Below are 24,934 nucleotides of genomic sequence, written 5' to 3'. Positions count from 1 at the left end.
GGGCCCGACGGCCGCTCAGGGCCGGTCGCGTCACCGGACGGGCTCAGGGTCGGTCGAGGTACCGGAGGCCGGGGTGCGCCCTCACGTATCCGTCGACGAGCCGCTCGGCGACGGTCACGGAGTCGACCAGCGGATGCAGCGCGAAGGCCTTCACGGCGGCGGCGCGGGAGCCGCTGTCCGCCGCGTCGAGCACCGCGCGCTCGACGGCCTTGACGGCGGTGACCAGGCCGACGGCGTGATACGGAAGGGGGTCGACCGCGACCGGACGGGCCCCGCTCGCGTCCACCAGGCACGGCGCCTCGATGACGGCGTCCGCGTCGAGCACGGACAGGGTCGTGCCGTTGCGGACGTTGAGGATGAGCGAGGTCCGTTCGTTTCGGGCGACGGCCCTCATGAGGGCGAGCGCCACCTTCTCGTACCCGCCGGAGTCCAGATCGCTCTCGTCGCGGGCGCCGGCCCCGGCGGCCTCCCGGTTCTCCGACATGTAGGTGGCCTCGCGTTCGGCGCGGGTGCGGTCCCAGGCGGCGAGGGCGGGGGCGTCCGGGTCCTTCATCCGGGCGTAGAAGCCCTCCTGCTGCTCGCGGAGGAAGGCGCCCCGGGTCTGCTCGGCCTCCCGGTAGGCTCGCACGGCCTCCCGGTTGAAGTAGTAGTAGTGCAGGTACTCGTTGGGGACGGCGCCCAGCGAACGGATCCAGTCGGCGCCGAAGAGCCTGCCCTCCTCGAACGAACCGAGGAGTTCCGGATCCGCCAGCAGCCGGGGCAGTTCGTCGCGTCCGTCGACGCGCAGACCGCGGACCCAGCCGAGGTGGTTGAGGCCGACGTAGTCGATCCAGGCCCGGTCGGGGTCGGCGCCCAGCACCCGGGCGAGACGGCGGCCGAGGCCCACCGGGGAGTCGCAGATGCCGATCACCCGCTCGCCCAGGTGCCGGGCCATGGCCTCGGTGACCAGGCCCGCCGGGTTGGTGAAGTTGATGACCCAGGCGTCCGGCGCCAGCCGCGCGATGCGTCGGGCGAGGTCGACGGCGACGGGCACGGTGCGCAGCCCGTACGCGATACCGCCCGCGCCGACCGTTTCCTGGCCGAGGACGCCTTCGTCGAGGGCGACGCGTTCGTCGGCGGCCCGGCCCGCGAGTCCGCCGACGCGGATCGCGGAGAAGACGAAGTCGGCGCCCCTCAGCGCCTCGTCGAGATCGGTGGTGGCGGTGACGGCGGGCGCGTCGGGGACGTGCGCGCCCTGTTCGGCGAGGACGCGGGCCACCGCGGCGAGCCGGTCGGCGTCGGTGTCGTGGAGGGTGACCGCCGAGACGCGGCCCTCGGCGTGATCGGCGAGCAGCGCCCCGTAGACGAGTGGAACCCGGAATCCGCCGCCGCCCAGAATTGTCAGCTTCACGCTTCCGCATGGTACGGGGGCGAAGGCGGGACGCGGCCGGGCCGGCATCGGTCGGGCCTCCCACAGCCCGCCGTCCCCGCTCGCGCCGGCCCGCCCCGGCGTGGCAGGGCCTGCCGGGGTGCCGGCACCGGCGCCCGGAGGAGCCTCCGGGCGCCCGCCCCGGGCGCGCCGGGCTCCCGGTCCGCCGCCGACCGGCCCGGCGGCCATGGATCCGGGTCCATGGTCACCGGGCCGGGTTTCGCCCGCCCCGCCCGGCGGGGCGGGGCGGGCGGGGCCGACGGGGCGGGCATGGGTCAGCCGGCGCTCCACCAGCGGGAGACGACGCGCCACAGCCGCGTCGGCGCGGACACGCCGCGCTGCTGCGGGATCCGGTCGGTGACCGCCGGCCCGGCGGTCGGGGTCTCCGCGGGGTCGACCGCCGTCGTCGCGGCCGCCGACGGCCCCGGATCGCCCTCCCCCGTACCGTCGTTCGCCGCTCCGTCCGTCGCCGCGGCGGCTGAAACCGCGGGGGCCACGGGAGCGGCGGGCGGAACGGGGACGGGGTCCGGCGCCGGCGGCCGCTCCGGGGTGGGGCCGGTGTGCCGTACGGCCGACTGCACCTCCCACTCCTGCGGCTGCGGATGCGGCCTGCCCATGGACGGCGGTTCCCTGTCGTCCTGCGGCGGGCGCGCGGCGAAGTCCGCCGGGAGCTCCACCAGGTGCCGGCTCATGATGTTCCCGATCCACTTCAGCTCGTTCTCGTCGACGGCGAGTTCGAGGTCGGGGAGCCGCATCAGCAGCGCGTCCACGCCGACGTCGGCGATGGCGCGCCCGATGTCCTGCCCGGGGCATTCGTGCGGGCCGCCGCTGAAGGCCAGATGGGCGCGGTTGCCCACCATGTCCGCGCCGAGGTCGGGCCGGACCACCGGGTCGGTGTTGGCGGGCGCGATGCCGACGATCAGGGCGTCGCCCGCCCTGATCCGCTTGCCGCCGAGCTCGGTGTCCCCGACGGCCCACCGGCCGAAGACCGCGGTGAACGGCGGTTCGTCCCACAGGGTCTGCTCGACCGCCTCCGGCACCGTCATGTGACCGCCGCTCAGCCGGGCCCGGAACCGGGGGTCGGTGAGGACCATGCGCAGGACGTTGGCGATCAGGTTGGCGGTCGCCTCGTAGGAGGCGATCAGGATCAGCCGGAGGTGCTCGCTGACCTCCTGGTCGTTCAGCCCGGCGGGGTGCTCGATGAGCCAGGTGGCGAAGTCGTCCGCGGGCTCGCGCCGGCGCCGCTCGACCAGCCGCGTCAGCACGTCCAGGACGTAGGCGTTGCTGGCGACGGCGGTGGCCGTGCCGCGGGTCATGTCCCGCGCGGCCTGGACCATGCGGTCGTTGTACTCCTCGGGCATGCCGAGGATCGCGCACATCACCATCATCGGCAGCCGCTCGGAGAACTGGCTGACCAGGTCGACGTGGCCCTCCTGGCAGAACTCGTTGACCAGCCGGTTGCTGTAGCGGTTGATGTGGCGGCGCACCCCTCGGGTGTCGATGCGCCCCATGCTGTCGGTGACCGCGCCGCGCTGGCGCTCGTGGGTTGCGCCGTCGGCGAACACGCAGATCGGCTGCCAGGTGAAGATCGGCGCCAGGGGGTGGTCCGGGCCGACGCTGCCGTCCTGCAGGGCCCGCCAGCGCCGCGAGTCACGCGAGAACTGCGAGGGCGTCCGGGTCATGTGCAGGTTCTCGCTGTGCCCGAGGACGAGCCAGGCGGGTACGTCCCCGTGCAGCAGCACGGGCGCCACGGTGCCGTGTTCGGCGCGCAGCTTGTCGTACAGACCATGGGGGTCCCGCTCGGCCTCTGGCCCGTAGAACCGGCGGATTCCGCCGGGGCCGGCGCCGAGGCCGTGGGCCGGGCACTCGGGGGGCGGGACCGGCCCCCGGGCCGCTCCGGGCTCGTAGTGGAAGGGGGTTGTCACGATCGCTCCAGGGATCAGGATTCCAGGGATCCGGGACGGATGGGACGCGCGGGGGGTGGGTGCTGCGGTCAGGCGAGCGGGAGGGCCAGGCTGTGCAGGTAGCGCATGAGGGTCATCAGCACGTCGCGGCTGGAGCCGCGCAGCCGGGCGTCGCAGTCGATCATCGGGACCTCGTCGGGCAGGTCCAGGGCGGTGCGCAGCGCCTCGACGGGGTGCTTCGGGGCGTCGGGGAACGTGTTGACGGCGACGACGAACGGCACGCCGCGCTCCTCCAGCCTGCCGATGACGTCGAAGCTGACTTCGAGGCGACGGGTGTCGATGAGGACCACGGCGCCGAGGGCGCCCTCGAACAGCCCGTTCCACAGGAACCAGAACCGTTCCTGGCCCGGTGTGCCGAACAGGTAGAGGATCAGTTCCTCGCTGATGGAGATGCGCCCGAAGTCCATGGCGACGGTGGTGGCGGTCTTGCTCTCCACCCCGTAGTTGTCGTCCACGCCGACGCCGGCCTGGGTCATGGTCTCTTCGGTGGTGAGCGGGCGGATCTCGCTGACGGATCCGACCATGGTCGTCTTGCCGACCCCGAACCCGCCGACGATCACGACCTTCACCGCGGCGGTGGCCGTGGTGGGAAGGACGTCCTCGCGCCGGGGTCCGGCGATCGTGTCAGAGCTTCTGAAGTCCATGCATCACCGCTTCGAGAAGGGACCTGTCCGGGAGAGTGGCGCGGACGATGGGTGCGCGCGATTCGATGAGGTCGGTGGCGAGCAGTTCCGTGAGGAGCGAGGTCACCACGCTGAACGGCAGACCCAGGTAGGCCGAGAGTTCGGCGACGGATAACGGCGCCTGGCAGAGCCTCAGGATCACGGCCTGTTCGGGCTGGACCGTCGGGGACGGCTGGGCCTTCGCGACGACCATCGTCACCAGGTCGAGCGCGGCTCGCTCGCTGCCGTCGGGATCGCCGGTGATCACGTACAGCCGTTCCGGGTCGCCCAGCTCCGGATCGGCCTCTCGGCGTTCTCGTCTGGGAGAGTTCATCCGCCCTGCCTGTCATGGCGCGGGGGACTCGTCAGATGGGCGCCGATCCGCACGACCATGTCGCGCATCCGTGCCCCGACGTGTCCGGCGTCGACGGTCTCGCCGGCCAGGACCGCGAGATACGCGCCGGTCCCGGCGGCCATCATGTAGAAGAAGCCGCCGGTGACCTCGATGACGACCAGGCGCATGATGCCGTCGCTGTAGGGGATCTCGGTGGCGACGGCGGCGGCCAGGCTCTGGAGTCCGGCGCACGCCGCGGCGAGACGGTCCGCGACGTCGGGGTCGCCGCCGTGCTGGGCGATGCGCAGGCCGTCGGCGGAGAGCACCACGATCTGGTGGACGTCCGGTACGTCGTCGGCCAGTTCCTTGAGCATCCAGTCCATGTTTCCCCGCTGCTGGATCACTTGAGGTCTCCCTTGTCCCGGGCGTCGTCGGAGTCTTCGTCGGTCGTGGGCTCCTGCGGCACGCCGTTGACGGCATTGGTGAACGCCTCCAGCCAGAGCCCGGGAGGCTGTTCCCGGCCGCCCCCGCCCTCGTTGCCCGGGCCGTGCCCGTGGCCGTTGACGTGGCCGTTGCGCTGCACGGGGGCGGATTCGGCCGACTGCGCCGGGAGGTTGTGCGAGCCGAGCGGGGCCCGTCCCCGGCTGCGCCGCTGCGGGAGGCCGCCGGCGGTCCACTCGGTGACGACGGGGACGTCGTCCTCCATGGCGGCCGCGGGGGCCACCGGGCGGGTGACGGGCGCGACCGGTCCGGTGGCGGGGCGCTGGGCCACCGGCCGCCGCTTGCGCCGGGCGGGCACGACGTGCTTCATGGCCTCGTGGTCGATGTCGCTGGTGGGCCGCGAGGTGGCGCCGATGCCGTGGGCGATCCCGGGCGCCGGTCCGGTGGTGATCATGGCGCGGGGCACGATGAGCACCGCGCGGACGCCGCCGTACGCGGACTGCCGCAGCGAGACCTGGAGGTCGTACATCCGGGAGAGGCGGCCGACGACGGCCATGCCGAGGCGCGGGGACTCCCCGAGGTCGTTCATGCTGGAACCGGCCTGGGCCCTGGCCAGCATGTTCTCGGCCCGGGCGCGGGCCTCCTCGCTGAGCGAGACGCCGCCGTCCTCGATCTCGATGGCGATGCCGGTCTGCACCTCGACGGCCGTGACGTGGACCCGGGTCTGCGGCGGCGAGTACCGGGTGGCGTTGTCGAGGAGTTCGGCGCAGGCGTGGATGAGCGGTTCGACGGCGGTGCCGATGATGGCGACCTTCGCGATCGAGTGCAGATCGACCCGCGGGTACTCCAGGATCCGGGACATCGCGCCCCGAAGCACGCTGAACAGCGGCACGGGCTTGGGCCATTGGCGGCTGGGCCGGGCGCCGCCGAGCACCGCGATCGAGTCGGCGAGGCGGCCGATCAGCGCGGTGCCGTGGTCGATGCGGAGCAGGTCGTCGAAGACGTCGGGGTTGCGCCCGTGGTGCTCCTCCATCTCCCGCAGTTCGCTGGCCTGGCGGTGCACGATCGCCTGGACGCGGCGGGCGACGTTGACGAAGGCGCGCTGCGCGGAGTCACGCGTCGCCTCCTCGTTGTCGATGATGTTCAGCACCTTGTAGACCAGGGCGCGCTGGGCGTCGGGGAGGTCGCGGTAGCGCTCGTCCGAGTCGACGACGTCCCGGAGCACCTCTTCGGGCGAATTGCCCACGCGCAGCCGGTGGATGGCGGCGGGCAGGAGCTCCTTGCCGATCCGCACGGTCTCGTCGTCGTGGGCGGCGATGCGCCGTTCCAGGTCGGCGAAGCGCCTTTCGTACACCGCGCGTTGGGTGCCCATGTCCCGCGCCCGGCGGGCGAGCCGGACGCTGAGCACGGTGATCACGACGGTGGCGAGCGCACCGCACCAGACGACTGGTATCCGCGAGGCCCCGGATACCAGCGCCGCCGCGGCGGCGGTCGCGCCACCGGTCAGGACCACGGGCAGCAGCATGGCGCGAACGACGGGGGCGCCCCGTTCGGCCGGTGGTGATTCAACACGGACCATCTAGAACCTCTGGCGGTTGGTTCGGGAGATATACGCGCTTGCAGGACAGTCGTGAACAAGCACTCGATTTCATCTCAACTCGACTGTGCTGCGCGTGAGCTTAGTCAGATCGAATCAGTGCCTCGGCGCATTCATCCAACCCCCTGCGCGAACGCTCGCGCGGTAATACACTCACGAGTTTTTCTACGCTGCGCCTTCGAGCGTGCGCGGGGAGTGACGGAGGGTCGGAAGCGGCGAGTTCCGGCGGATTCCGTACCGCTGGGCGGGACGGAGACGAACCGTCGGCAGACCGGACCGGCCCATCGACGGCCTCAGTTGACCGGAGACATGGCACGATGCCCCTCGGACACCGGCCATGGATGCGGCATCACGTCCTCCCCTGAAGGACAAGAACACATGTGATCGAAGTGGATCGAAAGGCGCGCTTTCATGACCGGGCGGCGCGGTACGACGGGGATCACCGCGGAGCGCCGGGGGTACGTCCGGGCGACGGTCCCCCGGTCCGCCGCCCGGCGGAACTTCACCCCGACGGGCCACCCGGGTCCACTCCGCGCCGTCACGCGAAGGGGCGGCGGGCCGCCCGTACCGCCCCGGGAACACGAACCGCGCGCCCCGGCCGGAACACGCCGGGGCGCGGACGGAGAAGGAGAGAGGGACACGTCATGGGTCCGACGCGGGACTACACCATCGAGTCGCTGGACACCGGGCTGCGGCTCATACAGCTGTTCCTCGCCCACGACCGGCTGACGGTCTCCGAGGCCGCGTCGCTGCTCTCGGTCGGCCGGTCGACGGCCCACCGCGTGCTCAGCACCCTGGAGGGACGCGGGTTCGCGGTGCGGGACTCCTCGGGACGCGGCTACGCGGCCGGTCCGGAGCTGGTCCGGCTGGGCCTCCCGGCCGGTTTCGACGCGGCGGCCCGGCAGCGGCTCGGGACGGTGCTGGACGACGCGGCGCTGCGCACCGGCGAGACCGTGCAGAGCGTGGCCCTGGTCGGGGACCGGATCGTCGTCACGGACGGCCGCGAGTCGCCGCACCCGGTACGGGTGGCGCCGGAGCCGGGCCGTACCCGCCCCGCCCACGCCACCGCGGGCGGCAGGCTGCTGCTCGCCGCCCTGACGGATGACCAGGTGTGCGCCCTGCTTCCGGGCGAGGAGCTGCCCGGGTGCGCGCCAGCGGGGCTCCGCACGCGGTCGGCGCTGCTCGCGGAGCTCGCCCTGGTCCGGTCGCGGGGGTACGCCGTCAGCCGCGGGGAGTGCGTTCCGGGGCTGCACGCCGTGGCCGTCCCGCTGGCCGGGTCGAGCCGGCGGGACCGGCTGGCCCTGGTGGCGTCGGCGCCCGCCGACCGCGGCGGGGACCCGGCGCTGGCCCGCCGCGCCGGGGAACTGCGCCGCTCCGTCGCCCTGCTGGACGCGGACTGACGCCGTCCCGGGCTCCCCCCGTACGCGTTCTCAGCGCCGGCCGCCGCCGATGCTTCCCTCCAGTTGCACCAGCAGTTCGCTGAGCTGGGCGCTGAGCCGGGTGCGGGACTGCTCGTCGAGCCCCGACAGCACCGAGCGTTCGTACGCCAGCTGCCGGGGCAGCAGCCGGTCGACGAGTTCGAGACCCTCGGCGGTGAGGCGGACATGGGCGACGCGCCGGTCGCGCTCGTCGCCTCGCCGGCCGACGAGGCCGCGCTCCTGGAGGGCCCGCAGCCGCTTGGTGACGGCGGCGCCGGAGGAGAACGTCTCCCTGGCCAGCTCGCCCGGGGTGAGCTCGCGGTCGATCCGCCGCAGGGCGCCGAGCAGGTCGAACTCGGCGCGGGTCAGTCCGGCGGCGCGCAGCGGCGCGTCCTCGGCCTGCTGGAGCAGGGCCGCGCACCGGCTGATCCGGCCGATGAGTTCCATGGGGCCGGTGTCCAGTTCCGGGTTGACGGCCCGCCACTGCCGTACCACCGAGGCCACGATGTCGTCGGTCACACCGCTCCGTTCTTCCGAGCGGGGCGGTCAGCCCCTGCTCTCCCGGGCCGGGACGATCAGCCCCTGCCGTGTCGCTGTAGCCGCGAGCGTACGATGTCCGGCCTGCTCCGCCGCGAGGACCTGCTCCTGGGGCAGGGCCCGCTGCCACCATTCGCCCGCCGCGGTGTCGTCGGCCTCGCGCAGTTCGACGAGCGATCCGGTCAGCCGGCGACGGGCGGCGTCGAGATCGGCGGGTGTGGTCTGGGGGGCGGCGAGCGCGTGCACGGCGTGGGCGCGGGCCCGGTCGGTGGCGTCCAGGGCCCTCTCCAGCCGTCCGGCGGCCCGGCGGTTGGTCACCAGCACGGCGGCGAGCAGGCCCGTCGCTGCGCCGATCACGGTGTCCAGGGCACGGTCGGCGATCAGCTCGCTGGCCGGGTGCGTTCCGCCGAACTCCAGGACCAGCAGCGCCATCGGGGTGACGGCGACGGAGCCCAGCCAGTAGTTGCGGGTGATCAGGGCCTCCGCCGCGAAGCTGAAGAAGAGGCAGCAGCCGATGAGGGCGAGGGCGGAGAGGCGGCTGAGCGGCAGGACGGCGGCGAAGACGAGGACGCCGAGCAGATTGCCGAGCGTGCGCTGGAGGGCCCGGTTCCACGACAGGGTCACATTGGCCTGGTAGAGGGAGGCGGCGGTGACGATCGCCCAGTACGGCCGGCCGACGCCGGCCGCCTGGGAGGCGTATCCGGCCAGGGCGCAGCCGATGAGCGCGCGGGCGCCGATGGGCAGCAGCGGGGAGCCCGGGGCCAGGCTCTTCAGCAGGGCGCGCCGGGCCTCGCGCCGACCGCCGGCCCGCCGGGCGGCCCGTTCGGCGTCGATGCCGAACAGCTCCTCGGACATGCCGGGGACGGGCCGCGGGGCGGGGACCGGGCCGCGGGCCCTGGTCTGCCGGGCCCAGGCCCGGAGCCGGTCGGCGTCGGACGCGGCGGCGGGGTCCGGAGCGGCGGAGCCTCCCCCGCCGAGCGCGCCCCCGACCAGGGCGGCCTCGGCGTGGACGACGAGGCATTCGAGTGTCCGGCGTACGGGTGTCGGGCGTCCGGCGTCGAGGAGTGTCTGCCAGGCCGCGTGCACGGCGGCGGCGGCCGCGTGCCGGGTGCGGTGGCCGGGGTGGTCGACGTACGCCGCGGCGGCGTCGAGCGCACGGGCGGTCGCCCGCCGTTCCGGGCCCTCCCGGCGGATCGCCGCGGGCGCGACCGCGACCAGCCAGGAGAACGCGCCCGCGGCCAGGGTCAGCGCCACATGACCGGGCACCTGGCCCAGGCGCTGCGGGGCGAAGAGCGCGGCCGAGGTGACGAAGGTGAAGATCACCGGTCCGGGCGGGCCGATGCGGGTGGCGTCGCACAGCGTCTTCTGCACGGCGGCGAGCAGCGCGCCCACGGCGACGAGCACGGCGACCGATCCGGTGAGCGAGGCCGCGACCAGGGATATCGCCATGCCGACGGCCATCGACAGCACGACCCCCGCGACGGCCCGGGCTCGGCGGGCATACGGCAGGTTGTGCCCGTAGAGCGCGCAGAGCGACCCGGCCATGGTGTACATGACGAGGTCGAGCCGGCCGACGGCGAACAGCAGCAGGTCCGGCACGGCGCCGGCGACGACCACGCTCGTCGCGGGTTTGAACCACATGTCCGAGGGCCGGGCCAGGCGCAGCGGGGCCACCAGCGGGAGCTTGCGGACGGAGACCCGTCCGGACCGGATGCTTGTATCACTCACCCACATACTTTAGCAGGTGTTACACCCGTAAAACATTTTCTCGCCGCCGACGCCCCGCGCTCCGCACCGATGGCCGGTCTCCCCGCGAGGCCCTAGCGTTCAACTGCGCGGCCCGGCGGCGCCCGGGCGCGGCGGACCCCGGGCGGGCCGGGGTGCGGCGGCGCGCCCCACCGCGCCCGAGCCTTCCCGCCCTGTCCAGACGCCCCGCCGCCACGCGCCCGAGGAGGAGCCCGATGAAGCTGACCGAACCGGTGCCCGGAGGTCCCTGCTGGGTCGAGCTGAGCACCGCCGACGTCCCCGCCGCCGCGTCGTTCTACGCGGCGCTCTTCGGCTGGCGGAGCGAGACCGATCCGCGCGAGGAGGCGGGCGGTTACACCATGGCGCGGCTGGACGACGCCCCGGTGGCCGCGCTCAGCCCGCTGTACCAGCCGGGGCGGCCGCCCGCCTGGACGGTCTCGTTCGCCGCCCGGTCCGTGGACGCCGTCGTGGAGAAGGTGCGGTCGGCGGGCGGTTCGCTCCTGGTCGGCCCGTTGGACGTGTTCGACCAGGGCAGGTTCGCGGTGGTCGCGGACCCGTCGGGCGCGGTGTTCTCGCTGTGGCAGGCGCGCGCCTTCGCGGGGGCCGGGCGGCTGAACGCCCCGGGGTCGCTGGGCTGGGTCGAGCTCGTCACCCATGAGGCGGACCCGGCGCTCGCCTTCTACCCCGCGGTCTTCGGCTGGACGGTGAACACCGCGTCGGAGAACTACCCGCAGTGGGGTGTGGACGGCGCCGACTTCGGCGGCATGGCGGTGACGGACGACGCGTTCACCCCCGACACGCCGCCGTGCTGGGTGCCGTACTTCGCGGTGCGGGACGTGGACGCGACGGCGGCCACCGCGCAGAGCGCGGGCGGCGAGCTGCTGACGCCGCCCACGACCGTGCCCGGCGGGCCGCGCATCGCGGTGGTCCGGGACCCGCAGGGCGCGGTGTTCGGCATCCACCGGGCGGACGGCGAAGCCTGACCCCGCCGCGCGGGGCGCGAGCCGTCCGAGGCAACGGGACGGAAAACGGTTGCACGCAGGCCGGGCCCCGGCCCCTCCCGGAGTCCCATTCCTTCCCGGAGTCCCGTTCCTCCCCGGTTTCCGGTCCTTCCCCGTTTCCGGTCCTTCCTGAAGTTCAGTCCTCCCTGGAGTTCAGTTGACGTACGAGAACGATGCCGGACTGCTGGCCCCCGGGCGGGCCGGCTCCCCCGCCGAGGCGGCCACCGGCGACGGCGCCTTCCTGCAGGCGATGCTCGACGCCGAGGCGGCCCTCACCCGCGCCCAGGCGGTCTGCGGGCTCGCCCCCGTCGAGGCCGGGCGCGCGGTGACGGCCGCGGCCGACGCGAGCCGCTTCGACGTACGGGACCTGGCGCTGCGCGCCCGCGCCGCCGGCAATCCGGTCGCGCCGCTGGTCGTCGACCTGCTCGCGGCGGTCGGGCCGGACGCCCGGCCGTATGTGCACCGGGGCGCCGGCAGCCAGGACATCCTGGACACGGCCGCCATGCTCGTCGCCGTCCGGGCGCTGGCCCCGGTCCTCGACGACCTGGCGCGGGCCGCGGACGCGGTGGCGCGGCTCGCCCTCGCCCACCGCAACACCCCGATGGCCGGCCGCACCCTCACCCAGCACGCGGTGCCCACCACCTTCGGGCTGAAGGCGGCGGGCTGGCGCTCCCTGATCCTCGACGCGCGGGACCGGCTGTCGGCCGTACGGGAGTCCCTGCCGGCGCAGCTCGGCGGCGCGGCGGGGACGCTGGCCGCGTTCGACGCCCTCTCGGGGGGCGACGAGGACGGCCTCGCCGCCGGCTCCGGTCTGCCGCTGGTGCAGGCGTTCGCGAACGAGCTCGGTCTGGCCGAACCGTTGCTGCCGTGGCATAGCCTGCGCACCCCGGTCGCGGACCTGGCGGGCGCGCTCGCCTTCACCGCGGGCGCCCTGGGCAAGCCGGCCGCCGATGTGCTCATCCTGTCCCGTACCGAGATCGGCGAGGTGGCCGAGGGGCACGGCGGCGGCTCCTCCACGATGCCGCACAAGGCCAATCCGGTGCGGGCCACGCTGATCGCCGCCGCCGCCCGCCGCGCGCCGGGCCTGGCGGCGACGCTGTACGGGTCGTTGGCCGCCGGGGACGAGCGGCCGGCCGGGGCCTGGCACGCCGAGTGGGAGCCGCTGCGCGACCTGCTGGCCCTCGTCGGCGGGGCCGCGCGCGGGACCGCCGAACTCACCGAGGGCCTGCGCGTCGTCCCGTACGCCATGCGGGAGAACCTCCAGCTCACCGACGGGCTGATCGTCTCGGAGCGGCTGGCCGCCGTGTTCGCCGCGCGGATCGGCCGGAAGCGGGCCAGGGAGGTGCTGCTGAACGCCGCCGCCCGGGCGCGGGCGGAGACCACGGACCTCGCCGACGTGCTGTCCGACGTACTGGCCGAGGAACCGGAGCTCGCCGGTCTGGATCTGGGCGAGCTGACCGAGCCCGCCCGGTACACCGGTTGTGCGGGCCCGCTCACCGACCGGGCCCTGGACCGCGGCTGAACCCGCCCGTCCGCCGCCGCTCCCCTTCCTTCGCGGGCCTCTTCCCTTCGCGGGCCTCTTCGCACCCGGGCCCCGGGCGTCGAAGGCGGGCGGTTCCGGCGCCCGGTCCACCCTCGTTGAACTTTCACGCACCGCGTACGATGACGGGGATGAACAGACCGAGCGCGCCGGGACACCGCCGGGGGGCGAACGCGCCCGCCGCGGTGGTGCTGGGCTGGCTGCTCGTCCTGTGCACCCTGGTCTCGTGCTGCTCCGTCCCGTCCGGGAGCCCGTCCGGGCACCACTTCGCCGACGTTCGCACCGAGGCGGCCGCCCGCGCGACGACTCCGGCGCATCCGGCGGCCCCGGAGACCGCAGTGGCCCGGGCCCCGCAGGAACGCGGCGGGGGAAGCTCCTGCCACGGGACGTCCGAGAGCTCGGCGCCCGTCGTGCTTCCTGGCCAGAGCGCGCCCGTGGCGCTTCCCTGCCCGACCGACGCGCCGCCCGCCGCCCCGCTCACCGGCGCGGCCGCGATCCGCGGCCCGTCCAACGACGCCGTGCGCGAAGTCGACCGCACCCGGCTGCAGGTTCAACGGATCTAGAGGCAGGCCCCGTTCCTCGGGACACCGAGGACGCGCACCGGCATGCCCGAGGGCATGCCGCCTCCCTCCGTACGCCGAACCGAAGGACTTCCCATGGCTTCCGACAAGAAGCAGAACTCCCCTGCCCAGGCACGCCGCGCCAAGCTGGAGGAGGCCCGCCGCAAGGAGCGGGCCCGCGAGCGGCGCGTCCGCGTCATCACCCTCGTCGCCTCCGTCGCCGTGCTCGGCGGGCTGGTCGCGGGCGGCGGCTATCTGATGTCCGCCGCCGACGACCGGGAGCAGGCCGCGAAGAAGGCCGAGTCGGCCCCCGTGAAGGGCGAGCGGTCCTGGGACAAGCTCTCCCAGAACCACGTCGGGACGAAGGTCGACTACCCGATGAACCCGCCGGTCGGCGGGGACCACGACCCGGTGTGGATGAACTGCGACGCGGACGTCTACACCGAGCCGATCCCGAACGAGAACGCCGTGCACTCCCTGGAGCACGGCGCGGTCTGGGTGACGTACTCGGACAAGGCCGCCCCGGAAGACGTCGAGAAGCTCGGCGAGCGCGTCAGGGCGACGCCGTACTCCCTGATGAGTCCGGTCAAGGACCAGGCCGCCCCGCTGATGCTCAGCGCCTGGGGCAAGCAGGTGACGGTGACCGGCGCCGCCGACGCCCGGGTGGAGCGGTTCTTCGCCAAGTACGTGCAGGGGCCGCAGACCCCTGAGCCGGGCGCCGCCTGCTCGGGCGGGGTCGCCCGATGACGCCGCTCCCGTTCCGCTCCCCGCGCACGCTGCTGGTGGCGGGCGGCGCGGTGCTGCTGCTCGCCCTGGGGCTCGTCGCGCTGATGCTCGCCGGGTCCTCCTCCGGGGATCCCGCCGCGTCACCGGCCGCGCCCGCGGAGACGTCGGCCGACGTCGGTTTCGCCCGCGACATGTCCGTCCACCACCAGCAGGCGGTCGAGATGTCGTTCATCGTGCGGGACCGCACCTCCGACGTGGCGGTGCGCCGACTCGCGTACGACATCATCAACACCCAGGCCAACCAGCGCGGCATGATGCTGGGCTGGCTGGAGATGTGGGGGCGTCCCAAGTCGTCGAGCGCCGCTCCCATGGCGTGGATGGGGCACTCCTTCACGCCCCGGGGCGACGGTTCGCTCATGCCGGGCATGGCCACCGACGCCGAGCTCGACGCGCTGCGGAAGGCGAAGGGCCGGGACGCCGAGGTGCTGTATCTGCGGCTGATGACGGCGCATCACCGCGCGGGCGCGGAGATGGCGCAGGCGGCGGCCGACGCGGCCGGCACCGAGGAGATCGCGAACCTGGCGGCCGGCATGGTCCGGGGCCAGCAGTCGGAGATCGGGCTCATGGCGGACATGCTCGAGGAGCGCGGTCGGAAGCCCTGATCGCGGTCCTGCGGCCCCGCGGCCCCAGGGCGCGCGCGGATCCGGTGGTCCCCGGTGCGCGGTTACGCGTCCCGGGAGGCCCGGTCCGCGCTCCCGGGTGCGCGGACCGGGCCTCCCGGGGCACCCGACCGGGCCTTCCCCAGTGCGTGGACCGGCCTTCCCGCGCGACGGACGGGCCTTCCCGGGCGCGCGGATCGCACGTCGGTGCGTACCGGGCATCCCATAGGCTCCGCCCGATACCGAGCGCGGCCTCGCACCCCCGGGGCCGAGGTCGACCAGGCCGCCGTGCGCCGCAGCGGCCTCGGCGCGGTGCCGCGGGCCGTCCGCGACGAGGGCGAGGCGACGAGGGTCGGGGGCGTCGCGCGGGTGCCGGCGCGGGCGCCGGCCGATCCGCCGGCGTGCGCCGAGGGCCGGACCACCGGCTGAACCGTCCGGGAGCCGGGGCGAGGGCCGCGCGCCGCCCCGACTCCCCCCGCGCGACAGGCCCTACGGGCGGGCCGGGCCCACCCCGGGCCGGGCTCCTCCCCCGTCTCCGGGCCGGGGTCCGGGGGGCCGCCGCACCGCGTCGGCGCCCCGTGCGCGGGGTCAGCGGACGCCGAGCAGATGGTCCAGGGCCAGCTGGTCCAGCGCCTCGAACGCCATCCCCCGCTCCGCCGCCGCGTCCACGTCGAACTCCTCGAACGCCGAACGGTCGGCGAGCAGCCCGGCCAGGCCGTCGGCGGCGGTCGGGCGCGCCAGTTCGTCGAGCCGGGACGCGCGCAGCGCCTCCCGCACGGCGGGGTCGGCCCGGAAGGCGGCGGCGCGTTCCCGGAGGATCAGATAGTTGCGCATGCAGCCGGCCGCCGAGACCCAGACGCCCTCGTGGTCCTCGGTCCGCGGCGGCTTGAAGTCGAAGTGGCGCGGGCCCGCGTAACCGGCCGTCTCCAGCAGGTCGACGAGCCAGAACGCCTGGCGCAGATCGCCCGCGCCGAACCGCAGGTCCTGGTCGTACTTGATGCCGGACTGGCCGTTCAGGTCGATGTGGAAGAGCTTGCCCGCCCAGAGCGCCTGCGCGATGCCGTGCGGGAAGTTGAGTCCGGCCATCTGCTCGTGCCCGGTCTCCGGGTTGACGCCGAACAGCTCCGGGCGTTCCAGCCGCTCGATGAACGCGAGGGCGTGCCCGACGGTCGGCAGCAGGATGTCGCCGCGCGGTTCGTTCGGCTTGGGCTCGATGGCGAACCGCAGGTCGTAGCCCTGCTCGGTCACATAGGCGCCGAGCAGGTCGAACGCCTCCTTCATCCGGTCGAGAGCGGCCCGGACGTCCTTGGCCGCTCCGGACTCCGCCCCCTCCCGGCCGCCCCAGGCCACATAGGTGGTGGCGCCGAGTTCGACGGCCAGATCTATGTTGCGCAGGGTCTTGCGCAGCGCGTAGCGGCGTACGTCGCGGTCGTTGGCGGTGAACGCGCCGTCCTTGAACACCGGATGGGTGAAGAGGTTCGTCGTCGCCATGGGGACCACGAGCCCGGCCGCGTCCAGCGCCCGCCGGAACCGCCTGACGATCCCCTCCCGCTCGGTGTCCGACGCCCCGGGCGGGACGAGGTCGTCGTCGTGGAACGTCACTCCGTACGCGCCGAGTTCCGCGAGCCGCCGCACGGACTCGGCCGGGTCGATCGCGGGCCGGGTGGCGTCGCCGAACGGGTCCCGTCCCCGCCAGCCCACCGTCCACAGACCGAAGGTGAACCTGTCCTCGGGGGTGGGCGTGAAGCGTTCCGTCGTCATCGTCTGGCCGCCTTCGGTGCCGTCGGGGCCCGGGCCGGGTCCGGGCCCGGCCTGGATTTGTTCACAGCGATGACTGATGATGCACGCGCGCCCGCCGCGCCGTAACCCCGCGGCCCGTCGCGCTCCCGCCACCGGACCGCCCCGGCTGCTGCGCGGCGCAAGCGCCCCCTGTCCCGGGCTCGACCCGGCCTTTCGTCTTCCCTACGATCAAAACCGCCCGGCGCGCGCGTCAGCCGCCCGTCGCGGGAGCAGAAGGAGGCCGCCCATGTCGCGTGCCGTCGTCATCGGCGTGGACAGCTCCACCCAGTCGGCCAAGGCCGTCCTCGCCGACGCGGACACCGGACGCCCGCTCGCCGTCGGCCGTGCGCCGCACCCGGTCTCCGGCGGGGCCGGGGCCCGCGAGAGCGACCCGGAGACGTGGTGGCGGGCGCTGTGCCGGGCGGTCGGCGACGCGCTGCGGGAGTCCCGGGTCCCCGCCTCGGCCGTGACCGGCATCGCGGTCTGCGGACAGCAGCACGGTCTGGTCGTCCTCGACCGGACGGGGCGTCCGCTGCGTCCGGCGATGCTGTGGAACGACACCCGCTCCGCCCCGCAGGCCGCCGCCCTCACGGCGGCGCTGGGCGGCCCCGGCGCGTGGACCGCGCGGACCGGGTCGGTGCCGGTGGCCTCGGTCACCGCCTCGAAGTGGCGGTGGCTGCGGGAGAACGAGCCGTGGAACGCGGCCGCGGCCGCCGCCGTGCGCCTCCCCCACGACTTCCTCACCGAGCGCCTCTCGGGCGTCGCGGCCACCGACCCGGGGGACGCCTCGGGCACCGGCTGGTACTCCACCGCGACCGGTGCGTACGATCCCGGGATTCTCCGGCTCCTCGGCCTCGACTCGGCGTCGCTGCCGGAGGTGGCCGCGACCGGCGGGACGCGCGTCGGCTCGCTGACCACCGGAGCGGCCGACGCGCTGGGCCTGCCCGCCGGGATCGCCGTGGCCGCGGGCAGCGGGGACAACATGGGCGCCGCGGTGGGTCTGGGGCTGGGCGGAGCCGGGCTGCTGGACCATCCGGTGCTCAGCCTCGGCACCTCGGGCACGGTCTTCGCGGCCTCCCGGTCCCGGCCCGCGTCACCGGCGCTCTCCGGTTTCGCGGCGACGGACGGCACGTACCTCCCCCTGGCCTGCACCCTCAACTGCACGCTCGCCGTCGACAAGGTCGCCGCCCTGCTGGGGCTGGACCGTGAGGACGCGGAGCCCGGGGGCGAGGCGGTGTGCCTGCCCTTTCTCGACGGCGAACGCACCCCCGATCTGCCCGCCGCCTCCGGTCTGTTCACCGGGCTCCGGCACGACACCACTCCGCGCCGGCTCCTGGGCGCCGCCTACGAGGGCGCGGTGGTCGCCGTCCTGCGGGCCCTGGACGAACTCCTGCGCGCCTGCGGCCTCGACCCGGCCGACCCCGCGGTGGCGGCCCGGCCGCTGCGTCTGATCGGCGGCGGCGCCCGGGGGCGCAGGTGGGTGGAGACGGTACGGCGGCTGTCCGGACGGCCGTTGGTCGTGCCCGCCCCGGGCGAACCGGTGGCCCTGGGCGCGGCCGCGCTGGCCGCCGGCGCGGCGACGGGCGAGGACCCGGTCGCGATCGCCACCGCCTGGGGCGCGGGCGAGGGCGTCCGGCTGCCGGCCGTCGCGCGCGACTCGGCCACCTGGGAACGCGTCGGGTCGGTGCTGGAGCGGGCGGCGGGCCCGCTGTGGGGCGGAACCCGGCCGGCGTGAGCCGGGCGTCGCCGGGAGTACGGGGGGGGAACGGCCGCCGCGGGCCGGGCGTTGCCCGGGAGTGCGCGGAGAGCGGAAACCAGCTGCCGCGCACCCCTCCGCCCCGGACCCGTGCGGGTGCAACTCCCTTGCCCCCGGCGGCCGTCGCGGGAGCCGTGCGCCACCGGCCGGCCGCTCCGCGCACGACGGAGCAGGGCGCTCCCGGGGCCCCTCCGCACCGGTTTGGGGAAGCGAAGCGATCTTCAATAGTATCCGGCGATGATCACAAGAAGAAGGCTGACGGTCGGGGTGGGCATTCTGCTCGCCACCCTGACCGCCGGGCTCGGTACGGCACTTCCCGCCGCGGCCGACGAAACCCCCACCAAGGCGCCCCCGAAGGTCGAGCTGGTGCTCGACGTCAGCGGTTCCATGCGGACCCGCGACATCGACGGCCAGTCCCGCATGGCCGCGGCGAAGCAGGCGTTCAACGACGTCCTGGACGCGGTTCCGGAGCAGGTCGAGCTCGGCATCCGGACGCTCGGCGCCAACTACCCCGGCGACGACCGGCAGGTCGGGTGCAAGGACACCCGGCAGCTCTACCCGGTCGGCCCGTTGGACCGCACCGAGGCGAAGACCGCGGTGGCCACCCTGGCCCCCACCGGCTGGACCCCGATCGGCCCGGCCCTGCAGGGCGCCGTCGACGACCTCAAGGGCGGGGACACCACCCGGCGGATCGTGCTGATCACGGACGGCGAGGACACCTGCGGTCCGCTGGACCCGTGCGAGGTGGCGCGCGGCATCGCGGCCAGCGGCATCCACCTGGTCATCGACACCCTGGGCCTGGTGCCGAACACGAAGATCCGCGAGCAGCTGACCTGCATCGCCGAGGCCACCGGCGGCACCTACACCGCGGTCCAGCACGCCGACGAACTCTCCGGCCGCGTCAAGCAGTTGGTCGACCGGGCCGCCGAGCCGACGGTCACTCCGGTGGCGACCGAGGGCGCGGACCGCTGCTCCAAGGCGCCCGAGCTCAAGGCGGGTCTGTACACGGACCGGCAGCGGATCGGCGAGCACCGCTGGTACCGGGTGGACGTGCGGCCCGGTCAGGAGCTGCGGGCCTCGGTCAGCGTCTCCGCCGACCGTGCCGTGAACAACGACTACGGCGTGCTGCTGCGGGCCGTGACGACGCACGGGCGGGAGATCGTCCGGGGGTCGGAGTCGGGCACCGGCCGCACCGACGCGATCTCGTCCGGGCTGCGTTACCCGAAGCCCGAGCAGGACGCCGCCGAGGACGGCGCCGAGCCCCCGGCCGAGACGGTCTGCCTCCAGCTCGGCAACTCCTTCTCGGCTCCGGCCTCGGTGAAGACCGAGCCGGGCATGCCGGTCGAGCTGACCGTGGACCTGGTGGACGCTCCGGACGACGCGGCCGACGTCGCCGCGTTCGGACTCGGCCACGGCTGGTGGCTGCTGGGCGTCCTGGCGCTCACCGGGCTGCTCGCGGGACTGGTGACGGGCTGGATCTCGCGCTGGCGCATCGCCGTCTGGAGGACCAACTGATGAGGCGTACGACTCGCGCACTCGCGGGTGCGCTGCTGACCGGGCTCGCCCTGCTGACGCCGGCGGGGGCCGCCGCGGCGGACGACCCGTCGGCGGACCCGAGCCCGAGCGCGGCGGACGGCGCGGCCGGCCCCACGGAGGCCGGCACCACCTTCCGCACGGCGACGGCGATCCAGCAGAACCAGCGCGCCACCGCCGACGCCTCCACGGGCGACTACCTGTACTGGGTGTTCCCCGCCGACGCCGGGCAGCGGGCCACGGTGAAGGCCAAGGTCACCCTGCCGGAGAGCGCCGCCCGGCACGGCGCGTCGACCTGGCAGGTGGACGTGTACGACGGGCTGCGGCGCCGCCAGGCCTGCATGTACGGGCGCCAGACCGGGAAGGCGGCGCCCGACGCGTCGTCGGTCGAGCTCACCTGTGTGCTGCGGACGGTCCGCGCGTGGTCCGAGCCGTGGGCCGACGACCCGCTGCCGGGCAGCTACTACGTACGCCTCACGGTCGTCGACCTGCCCTCGGCGGACCTCGGCCTTCCGGTGCGGACCGAGATCGAGGTCGGCTCGGTCGACAAGGGCGGGTCGGCGGACGTGGACGGCAGGCTGGCCGAACCGCTGGTCCCCGGGGCGTCCTCCGTCGAGCAGGCGTCGGGCTCCTCGGCCGCCAACGGCGGCTCCGCGCCGGCCCGGGTCTCGCTCGGCAGCGAGCCCGAGGACGGCTGGGCCTCCGGCTGGTGGACCGACCGCTGGCTGTGGACCGTCGGCGGCGGGGTGCTGGGCGCGCTCGCGGCCGTCTTCGGCTACTCCCTCACCCGTGGCTCCGGCCGCCCGTCCCGGGTCCCGCCGAACGCCTTCCCGCCGGGCGCCTGACCGCCGACCGCGGCGGCGGCCGCCCGAACGCGGGGCGTCGCCCGGCCCGTACCGCCGGGCGGGCGCCCGCCCCGGGCCTCCGCACGGCCCCCGGACCGGCTCCACGCCGGACCGGGGGCCGTCGTCGTACCCGTACGGCGCGAGCGGCGCCCCGGCACGCCGCCTCCCTCCCGTCCCGCTCCCCCGCGCCGCCGGCTCCCCGCCCTCGACAACTCACGTGCCGCACACGGAAGATGACCACGCGGGACGACCATCGGGCATGCGCATGTCGTGCGCCCGCCCCCGCCGTCCGGCCGGCCCGGCACGGGCCGGGCGCGTCACAAGGGAGCGGAGACCTCACATGTCCACGGAGACCGGACCGGCCGTCGGCGCCGCGTCGCGAGGCCGCACGATCGTCCCCGGACCGAGGGGGCTGCCGCTCCTCGGAAACCTGCCGCGCTTCAGCAGGGACCCCCTCGCCTTCTTCGAGCGGCTGCGCGACCACGGGGACATGGTCGCCTGGCGGTTCGGCCCCAACCGGTGCGTGTACGTCGCGGACCCGCGGTACATCGGCGAACTGCTCGCCGAGACGGAACGCAGCTTCGACCAGCCCGCGCTCGGCATCGCCTTCCGCACGGTGGTGGGCAACGGCGTGATCATCGCCCGGGGCGCCGACTGGCGGCGCAAGCGGTCGCTGGTCCAGCCCTCCGTACGCCCCAAGCAGGTCCGTTCGTACGCGGCGACCATGGCGGGCAGCGCGGCGGAGCTGGCGGACTCCTGGTCGGACGGCGAACGCGTCGACGTCAAGCGCGCGATGGCGGCGCTGACCCAGCGGATCGCGGTCCGGACCATCTTCGGCGTCGACACCGCCGCGGACGCCGACGCGATGGGCCGGGCGATGGACGTGGCCCAGCACGAGATCGGCAAGGAGTTCGCCGGGATCGGCGCGGTGCTGCCCGACTGGGTGCCGACCCCGGGCCGGGCCAGGATCAGAAGGGCCGCCGCGGTCATCGACGCCGAGGTGCGCCGGGTCGTCGACTGCCGTCGCGACGGCGGGGACGAACGCCCCGACCTGCTCAGCCGGCTGCTGACCGCGGTCGACGAGACGGGGGCGCGCCTCACGGACCGGGAGATCCGCGACGAGACGGTCACGCTCTACCTCGCGGGCCACGAGACGACCAGCTCGACGCTGGTGTGGGCCTGGTACCTGCTGTCCCGCAACCCCCGGGTGCGGGAGGCGCTGACCGAGGAGCTGGACCGGGTGCTCGACGGCCGGGAGCCGGAGTTCGACGACTATGCCCGACTGCCGTACACCCAGTCGGTGATCAAGGAGACCCTGCGCGTCTACCCGACGATCTGGCTGGTCACCGGGGTCGCCAAGGCGGGGGCGAGCATCGGCGGCGTCCCGCTGCCGGAGGGCACCAGGGTGTGGGCCAGCCAGTGGGCCACGCACCGGGACGAGCGCTGGTTCCCTCGGCCCGAGGAGTTCCGCCCCGAGCGCTGGGACGCCGACCACGGCGACGAGATCGCGGAGTACGCCTGGTTCCCGTTCGGCGGCGGCCCCCGGGCCTGCCTGGGCACGCGGTTCGCGATGGTCGAGGCGGTGCTGGTCCTGGCCGTGCTGGCACGCCGTTTCGACCTGGAGGTGGACCCCGGTGTCGTCACCCCGGTCCCCGGGCTGACCCTGCAACCGGACCGTGAGATGACCGCCACGGTCCGGGCCCGCTGAGTCCTCGCCGAGGGAGGAGCGGGCGCACGGACGCGGATATGGGTACGGGGTACGGGTACCGACCGCGGGATCGCGCGGCACGCCCCGTCGCGGAAGCCGGGTGGCGCGGGTCACACTGACGGTGGCGGCCGTGCCCGGTCGCCGGGCCGCCCGGCCGCATCCACAGGCCATCGACCTTCCGGGAGAACCACCATGCGCCTCCGCTCCGCTCTCGTCCCCGTCCTGGCCGCGGGCGCCCTGGCATCGGCCCCCTCGGTGTCGGCTGCGGCCGGCGCCGCGCCGGCCGCCGACGCGCGCCGCACCGGTGTCTGCCGGGAGAAGGACCTCGACGTGCGGGCCGCCCCCGGCGGCCGGCGGAACGTCGCCCGGCTCAGCGTCGCCAACCACGGCGGGCGGGCCTGCGCGGTGGACCGGATCCCCACGGTCACCTTCCGGGGCCTGGACGGCTCCGCGCAGCCCGTTCCGCCCGCCGACAGCGGCCCCTACGTCATCGCCCGCGGCGGGACCGCGTACGCCGCGGTGCGCACGGCCGATCCGAGGGCCGTCGAGGGACACGTCGTCAGGAGCCTCTCCGTGGCGGCCGATCCGTCCCATGTGGGCGTGACGTTCTCCGCGTCCTCGGTGGGCATGCCCGGCGGGGTCCATGTGTGGGAGCCGCTCACCACGCTGTGGCACGAGTCGCGCGCCGCCGCCGACCGCGCGCTGGCGGACGCGACGCGCTGACGGGCGGCCAGACGCCCGCGCCCGCACCGGAGTCCGGGCCCGCGCGGGACGCCGCCCCGTCCCGCGCGGGCCGTCCGGCAGGGCCGCGCGCGCCTCCGTGCCGTTCCGGCGTCGCCGGTTGACTATCGTGGCCCCTCGCGTGGGCGACCCGGAGTGAGTGAGCGGAGCGGATGAGCGGTGCGCGGATGACCGAGTGCGGGCGGGCCCGGCGGGTGCGGGTGCCGGTGGGGGACGACGCGGAGCGGTGGGTCACCCGGGGGAAGTGCCTGCGGGTCCTCCTCGTCGTGCACAACGTGACCGCCGCGACCCGGCTGCTCGACGTGCTGCCCCTGTTCGACGACGACCTGCGGGTCCAGTTGCTGGCCACCTGCACGGGCTCCTCGGCGTTCATGGCCGGCACGGCGGAGCTGCTGGCGGACACGGGGGTGCCCGTCCTGCCGTGGGAGCAGGCGGTCGAGACCCGGGTGGATCTGACGGTGTCGGCCAGCTTCGGCGGCCGGCTGGACGCCTTCTCCGGCACGTTAGCCGTCCTCTCCCACGGCGTCGGCTACACCAAGCGGCTGGCCACGCCGGACGCCGCCGGGTCGGGGGCGCCCGCCGGGGTCTTCGGGCTCGCTCCGGAGTGGCTGCTCTCGCGAGGCGCGCCGATCGCGGACGCGCTCGTGCTCTCCCACCCCGAGCAGTACGAACGCCTGCGCCTGGCCTGCCCGGAGGCGGCGCCGACGGCCGTGCTCGCCGGTGACCCCTGCTTCGACCGCGTGCTCGCCGCCCGGCCGCGCCGCGAGCGCTTCCGCCGGGCGCTCGGGGTGCGGCCGGGTCAGCGGCTGGTGCTGCTCAACTCGACCTGGAACTCCGACTCGCTGTTCGGCGACGGCGACGAGACGGGCGACGGGACGGGCGGCGATGTGGTCGCGGCGCTCCTGGACCGGGTCGCCGCCGAGTTCCCCGTGGACGAGTACCGGTTCGCCGCCGTGCTGCACCCCAACATCTGGCACGGCCACGGGCCCGGCCAGGTGCGTTCCTGGCTGGACCGCGCCCGGCGTGCCGGGCTCTCGCTGATCGACCCGCTGGAGGGGTGGCGGCAGGCCCTGCTGGCCGCCGACGCGGTGATCGGGGACCACGGCTCGGTCACCTTCTACGCGGCCGCGCTGGGCACTCCGGTGCTGCTGGCCGCGGCGCCGCTCGCCGCCCTCGATCCGGACGCGCCGATCTCCGCCTTCATGCGGGAGGCGCCGAAGCTCGACCCCGGGGCGTCGCTCGTCGCGCAGATCGAGGCGTTGCTCCGGGATCACCGGCCGCTGTCCGGGCCCGCCGAGTTCACCACGTCGGTGCCGGGCGAGTCCGCGGCACGGCTGCGGCGGCTGTTCTACTCGATGCTGGGGGCGCCGGAGCCCGGCCGTCCGGCCTCGTTGAAGCCGCTGCCGTTGCCGGGGCACGAGCCGGCGACGGTCACCGTCCCCCTCCACGTGCGGTCATGGGTGCTGGGGCCGGGAGAGGTCGCGATCAGCCGCCGGACCGGCACGCGCCCGGTGCCGGGCCGGGAGCGCGGCGGGGAACTCCATGTCGCGCTGCACGAGGACACCCGGGACGTGGACCAACTGGACCTGGCCGACGTCGTGTTCCGGGACGGCGCGCCCGACGACCCGCGCTTCGGGTCGCCGTCGCTCTGGACCGCCGAGGTGCTGCGCCGCCACCAGGGGTGCTCGGTCGCGGCCTACACGACCGGGCCGTCCACGTGCGTGGCGCGCGTGCGCGACGGGGAACCGCTCCTGATGACGGCCGAGCCGGGCGGCGGGGCGGCGGGGGCGTCCGGCGTGGATCCCGCCGTGTACGCGTCCGCCCTGCACGCCTGGCTGGCCTCGGAGGGCCCCGACGCGGCCCCGCCCGCGCGGCGGCTCGCACGGGCGGTGTCCGACGGGCTCACCGTGTGGACGGGCGACCGGTCGCATCGGGTGCGGATCGCTCCGCTGCCCGCCCCGGAGCACGGCGGGTGAGGA

At 75.0% G+C, this 24,934-nt stretch carries 21 protein-coding genes; 12 read left to right on the top strand and 9 right to left on the bottom strand.

Annotated elements, in window-relative coordinates; genetic code table 11:
• Positions 1-43: 43 nt before the first annotated feature.
• The 6 genes from WA762_RS26885 to WA762_RS26860 form a co-directional block, all read right to left on the bottom strand.
• Entirely contained in the window at positions 44-1,390 is a 1,347-nt protein-coding gene (locus WA762_RS26885; RefSeq protein WP_335939035.1) for a 6-phospho-beta-glucosidase, read from the bottom strand.
• A 293-nt stretch (positions 1,391-1,683) separates the two neighbouring features.
• Positions 1,684-3,333 (bottom strand): cytochrome P450, encoded by a 1,650-nt coding sequence (locus WA762_RS26880; protein WP_335939034.1) that lies wholly within the window; start codon positions 3,331-3,333, stop codon positions 1,684-1,686.
• Positions 3,334-3,401: 68 nt separating this feature from the next.
• Positions 3,402-4,016: a GTP-binding protein gene (locus tag WA762_RS26875; protein ID WP_335939033.1), complete on the bottom strand. Its 615-nt coding sequence runs from the start codon at positions 4,014-4,016 to the stop codon at positions 3,402-3,404.
• Positions 3,997-4,368, bottom strand: a complete 372-nt coding sequence (locus WA762_RS26870; RefSeq protein ID WP_335939032.1) for a DUF742 domain-containing protein — start codon at positions 4,366-4,368, stop codon at positions 3,997-3,999. Before WA762_RS26870 ends, WA762_RS26875 begins: the two co-directional genes overlap by 20 nt.
• Positions 4,365-4,772, bottom strand: coding sequence for a roadblock/LC7 domain-containing protein (locus WA762_RS26865; protein ID WP_335939031.1), 408 nt, complete (start codon positions 4,770-4,772; stop codon positions 4,365-4,367). Before WA762_RS26865 ends, WA762_RS26870 begins: the two co-directional genes overlap by 4 nt.
• Positions 4,769-6,388, bottom strand: a complete 1,620-nt coding sequence (locus WA762_RS26860) for a sensor histidine kinase (protein WP_335939030.1) — start codon at positions 6,386-6,388, stop codon at positions 4,769-4,771. The genes WA762_RS26865 and WA762_RS26860 overlap by 4 nt, the downstream gene beginning before the upstream one ends.
• A gap of 662 nt (positions 6,389-7,050) precedes the next feature.
• On the opposite strand from WA762_RS26860, the gene WA762_RS26855 reads away from it, so the two are divergent.
• Entirely contained in the window at positions 7,051-7,806 is a 756-nt protein-coding gene (locus WA762_RS26855) for an IclR family transcriptional regulator (protein ID WP_335939029.1), read from the top strand.
• A 30-nt stretch (positions 7,807-7,836) separates the two neighbouring features.
• Here the strand turns inward: WA762_RS26855 and WA762_RS26850 are convergent, their stop codons facing one another.
• Positions 7,837-8,343, bottom strand: coding sequence for a MarR family winged helix-turn-helix transcriptional regulator (locus WA762_RS26850; protein ID WP_335939028.1), 507 nt, complete (start codon positions 8,341-8,343; stop codon positions 7,837-7,839).
• A gap of 27 nt (positions 8,344-8,370) precedes the next feature.
• On the bottom strand, positions 8,371-10,089 hold the full coding sequence (locus WA762_RS26845; RefSeq protein WP_335939027.1) for an FUSC family protein: 1,719 nt from the start codon (positions 10,087-10,089) through the stop codon (positions 8,371-8,373).
• 233 nt (positions 10,090-10,322) lie between these two features.
• On the opposite strand from WA762_RS26845, the gene WA762_RS26840 reads away from it, so the two are divergent.
• The 5 genes from WA762_RS26840 (at position 10,323) to WA762_RS26820 (ending at position 14,596) form a co-directional block, all read left to right on the top strand.
• A complete protein-coding gene (locus tag WA762_RS26840; protein WP_335939026.1) occupies positions 10,323-11,090 on the top strand; it encodes a VOC family protein in 768 nt (255 codons plus the stop codon).
• 175 nt (positions 11,091-11,265) lie between these two features.
• Positions 11,266-12,630, top strand: a complete 1,365-nt coding sequence (gene pcaB / locus WA762_RS26835; RefSeq protein ID WP_335939025.1) for a 3-carboxy-cis,cis-muconate cycloisomerase — start codon at positions 11,266-11,268, stop codon at positions 12,628-12,630.
• A 149-nt stretch (positions 12,631-12,779) separates the two neighbouring features.
• Positions 12,780-13,211: a hypothetical protein gene (locus tag WA762_RS26830; RefSeq protein WP_335939024.1), complete on the top strand. Its 432-nt coding sequence runs from the start codon at positions 12,780-12,782 to the stop codon at positions 13,209-13,211.
• A 93-nt stretch (positions 13,212-13,304) separates the two neighbouring features.
• Positions 13,305-13,955: a DUF3105 domain-containing protein gene (locus WA762_RS26825; protein WP_335939023.1), complete on the top strand. Its 651-nt coding sequence runs from the start codon at positions 13,305-13,307 to the stop codon at positions 13,953-13,955.
• Positions 13,952-14,596 carry a DUF305 domain-containing protein gene (locus WA762_RS26820; protein WP_335939022.1) on the top strand — a complete coding sequence of 215 codons (645 nt, stop codon included), beginning with the start codon at positions 13,952-13,954 and terminating at the stop codon, positions 14,594-14,596. The genes WA762_RS26825 and WA762_RS26820 overlap by 4 nt, the downstream gene beginning before the upstream one ends.
• 585 nt (positions 14,597-15,181) lie before the next feature.
• On the opposite strand, the gene xylA is transcribed toward WA762_RS26820, so the two are convergent.
• Positions 15,182-16,354, bottom strand: a complete 1,173-nt coding sequence (xylA, locus tag WA762_RS26815; protein WP_335939020.1) for a xylose isomerase — start codon at positions 16,352-16,354, stop codon at positions 15,182-15,184.
• 265 nt (positions 16,355-16,619) lie between these two features.
• Between xylA and xylB the strand changes: the two genes are divergently transcribed.
• The 6 genes from xylB to WA762_RS26785 all read left to right on the top strand — a co-directional run bounded on the left by xylB (position 16,620) and on the right by WA762_RS26785 (position 24,931).
• On the top strand, positions 16,620-18,107 hold the full coding sequence (xylB, locus tag WA762_RS26810) for a xylulokinase (RefSeq protein WP_335939019.1): 1,488 nt from the start codon (positions 16,620-16,622) through the stop codon (positions 18,105-18,107).
• A 258-nt stretch (positions 18,108-18,365) separates the two neighbouring features.
• Positions 18,366-19,643, top strand: coding sequence for a VWA domain-containing protein (locus WA762_RS26805; protein WP_335939018.1), 1,278 nt, complete (start codon positions 18,366-18,368; stop codon positions 19,641-19,643).
• Entirely contained in the window at positions 19,643-20,506 is an 864-nt protein-coding gene (locus WA762_RS26800) for a hypothetical protein (RefSeq protein ID WP_335939015.1), read from the top strand. Before WA762_RS26805 ends, WA762_RS26800 begins: the two co-directional genes overlap by 1 nt.
• A gap of 340 nt (positions 20,507-20,846) precedes the next feature.
• Positions 20,847-22,214, top strand: coding sequence for a cytochrome P450 (locus WA762_RS26795; RefSeq protein WP_335939014.1), 1,368 nt, complete (start codon positions 20,847-20,849; stop codon positions 22,212-22,214).
• Between the two features lie 192 nt (positions 22,215-22,406).
• Positions 22,407-22,937, top strand: a complete 531-nt coding sequence (locus tag WA762_RS26790) for a DUF4232 domain-containing protein (RefSeq protein ID WP_335939012.1) — start codon at positions 22,407-22,409, stop codon at positions 22,935-22,937.
• Positions 22,938-23,107: 170 nt separating this feature from the next.
• A complete protein-coding gene (locus tag WA762_RS26785) occupies positions 23,108-24,931 on the top strand; it encodes a hypothetical protein (protein WP_335939010.1) in 1,824 nt (607 codons plus the stop codon).
• The last annotated feature ends 3 nt before the right edge of the window (positions 24,932-24,934 follow it).

This window comes from Streptomyces tyrfis (genome assembly GCF_037034285.1).
Taxonomy (GTDB): domain Bacteria; phylum Actinomycetota; class Actinomycetes; order Streptomycetales; family Streptomycetaceae; genus Streptomyces.
This window is presented reverse-complemented; position numbering and strand designations above follow the sequence as displayed.

What these genes read in the sequence shown, in the direction of transcription:
- WA762_RS26860 (WP_335939030.1), bottom strand. Translation starts at nt 6,388, where the DNA reads ATGGTCCGTGTTGAATCACCACCGGCCGAACGGGGCGCCCCCGTCGTT.
- WA762_RS26805 (WP_335939018.1), top strand. Translation starts at nt 18,366, where the DNA reads ATGATCACAAGAAGAAGGCTGACGGTCGGGGTGGGCATTCTGCTCGCC.
- WA762_RS26800 (WP_335939015.1), top strand. Translation starts at nt 19,643, where the DNA reads ATGAGGCGTACGACTCGCGCACTCGCGGGTGCGCTGCTGACCGGGCTC.
- WA762_RS26785 (WP_335939010.1), top strand. Translation starts at nt 23,108, where the DNA reads ATGAGCGGTGCGCGGATGACCGAGTGCGGGCGGGCCCGGCGGGTGCGG.
- WA762_RS26825 (WP_335939023.1), top strand. Translation starts at nt 13,305, where the DNA reads ATGGCTTCCGACAAGAAGCAGAACTCCCCTGCCCAGGCACGCCGCGCC.
- WA762_RS26795 (WP_335939014.1), top strand. Translation starts at nt 20,847, where the DNA reads ATGTCCACGGAGACCGGACCGGCCGTCGGCGCCGCGTCGCGAGGCCGC.
- WA762_RS26870 (WP_335939032.1), bottom strand. Translation starts at nt 4,368, where the DNA reads ATGAACTCTCCCAGACGAGAACGCCGAGAGGCCGATCCGGAGCTGGGC.
- WA762_RS26875 (WP_335939033.1), bottom strand. Translation starts at nt 4,016, where the DNA reads ATGGACTTCAGAAGCTCTGACACGATCGCCGGACCCCGGCGCGAGGAC.
- WA762_RS26830 (WP_335939024.1), top strand. Translation starts at nt 12,780, where the DNA reads ATGAACAGACCGAGCGCGCCGGGACACCGCCGGGGGGCGAACGCGCCC.
- xylA (WP_335939020.1), bottom strand. Translation starts at nt 16,354, where the DNA reads ATGACGACGGAACGCTTCACGCCCACCCCCGAGGACAGGTTCACCTTC.
- WA762_RS26820 (WP_335939022.1), top strand. Translation starts at nt 13,952, where the DNA reads ATGACGCCGCTCCCGTTCCGCTCCCCGCGCACGCTGCTGGTGGCGGGC.
- WA762_RS26790 (WP_335939012.1), top strand. Translation starts at nt 22,407, where the DNA reads ATGCGCCTCCGCTCCGCTCTCGTCCCCGTCCTGGCCGCGGGCGCCCTG.
- WA762_RS26840 (WP_335939026.1), top strand. Translation starts at nt 10,323, where the DNA reads ATGAAGCTGACCGAACCGGTGCCCGGAGGTCCCTGCTGGGTCGAGCTG.
- xylB (WP_335939019.1), top strand. Translation starts at nt 16,620, where the DNA reads ATGTCGCGTGCCGTCGTCATCGGCGTGGACAGCTCCACCCAGTCGGCC.
- WA762_RS26855 (WP_335939029.1), top strand. Translation starts at nt 7,051, where the DNA reads ATGGGTCCGACGCGGGACTACACCATCGAGTCGCTGGACACCGGGCTG.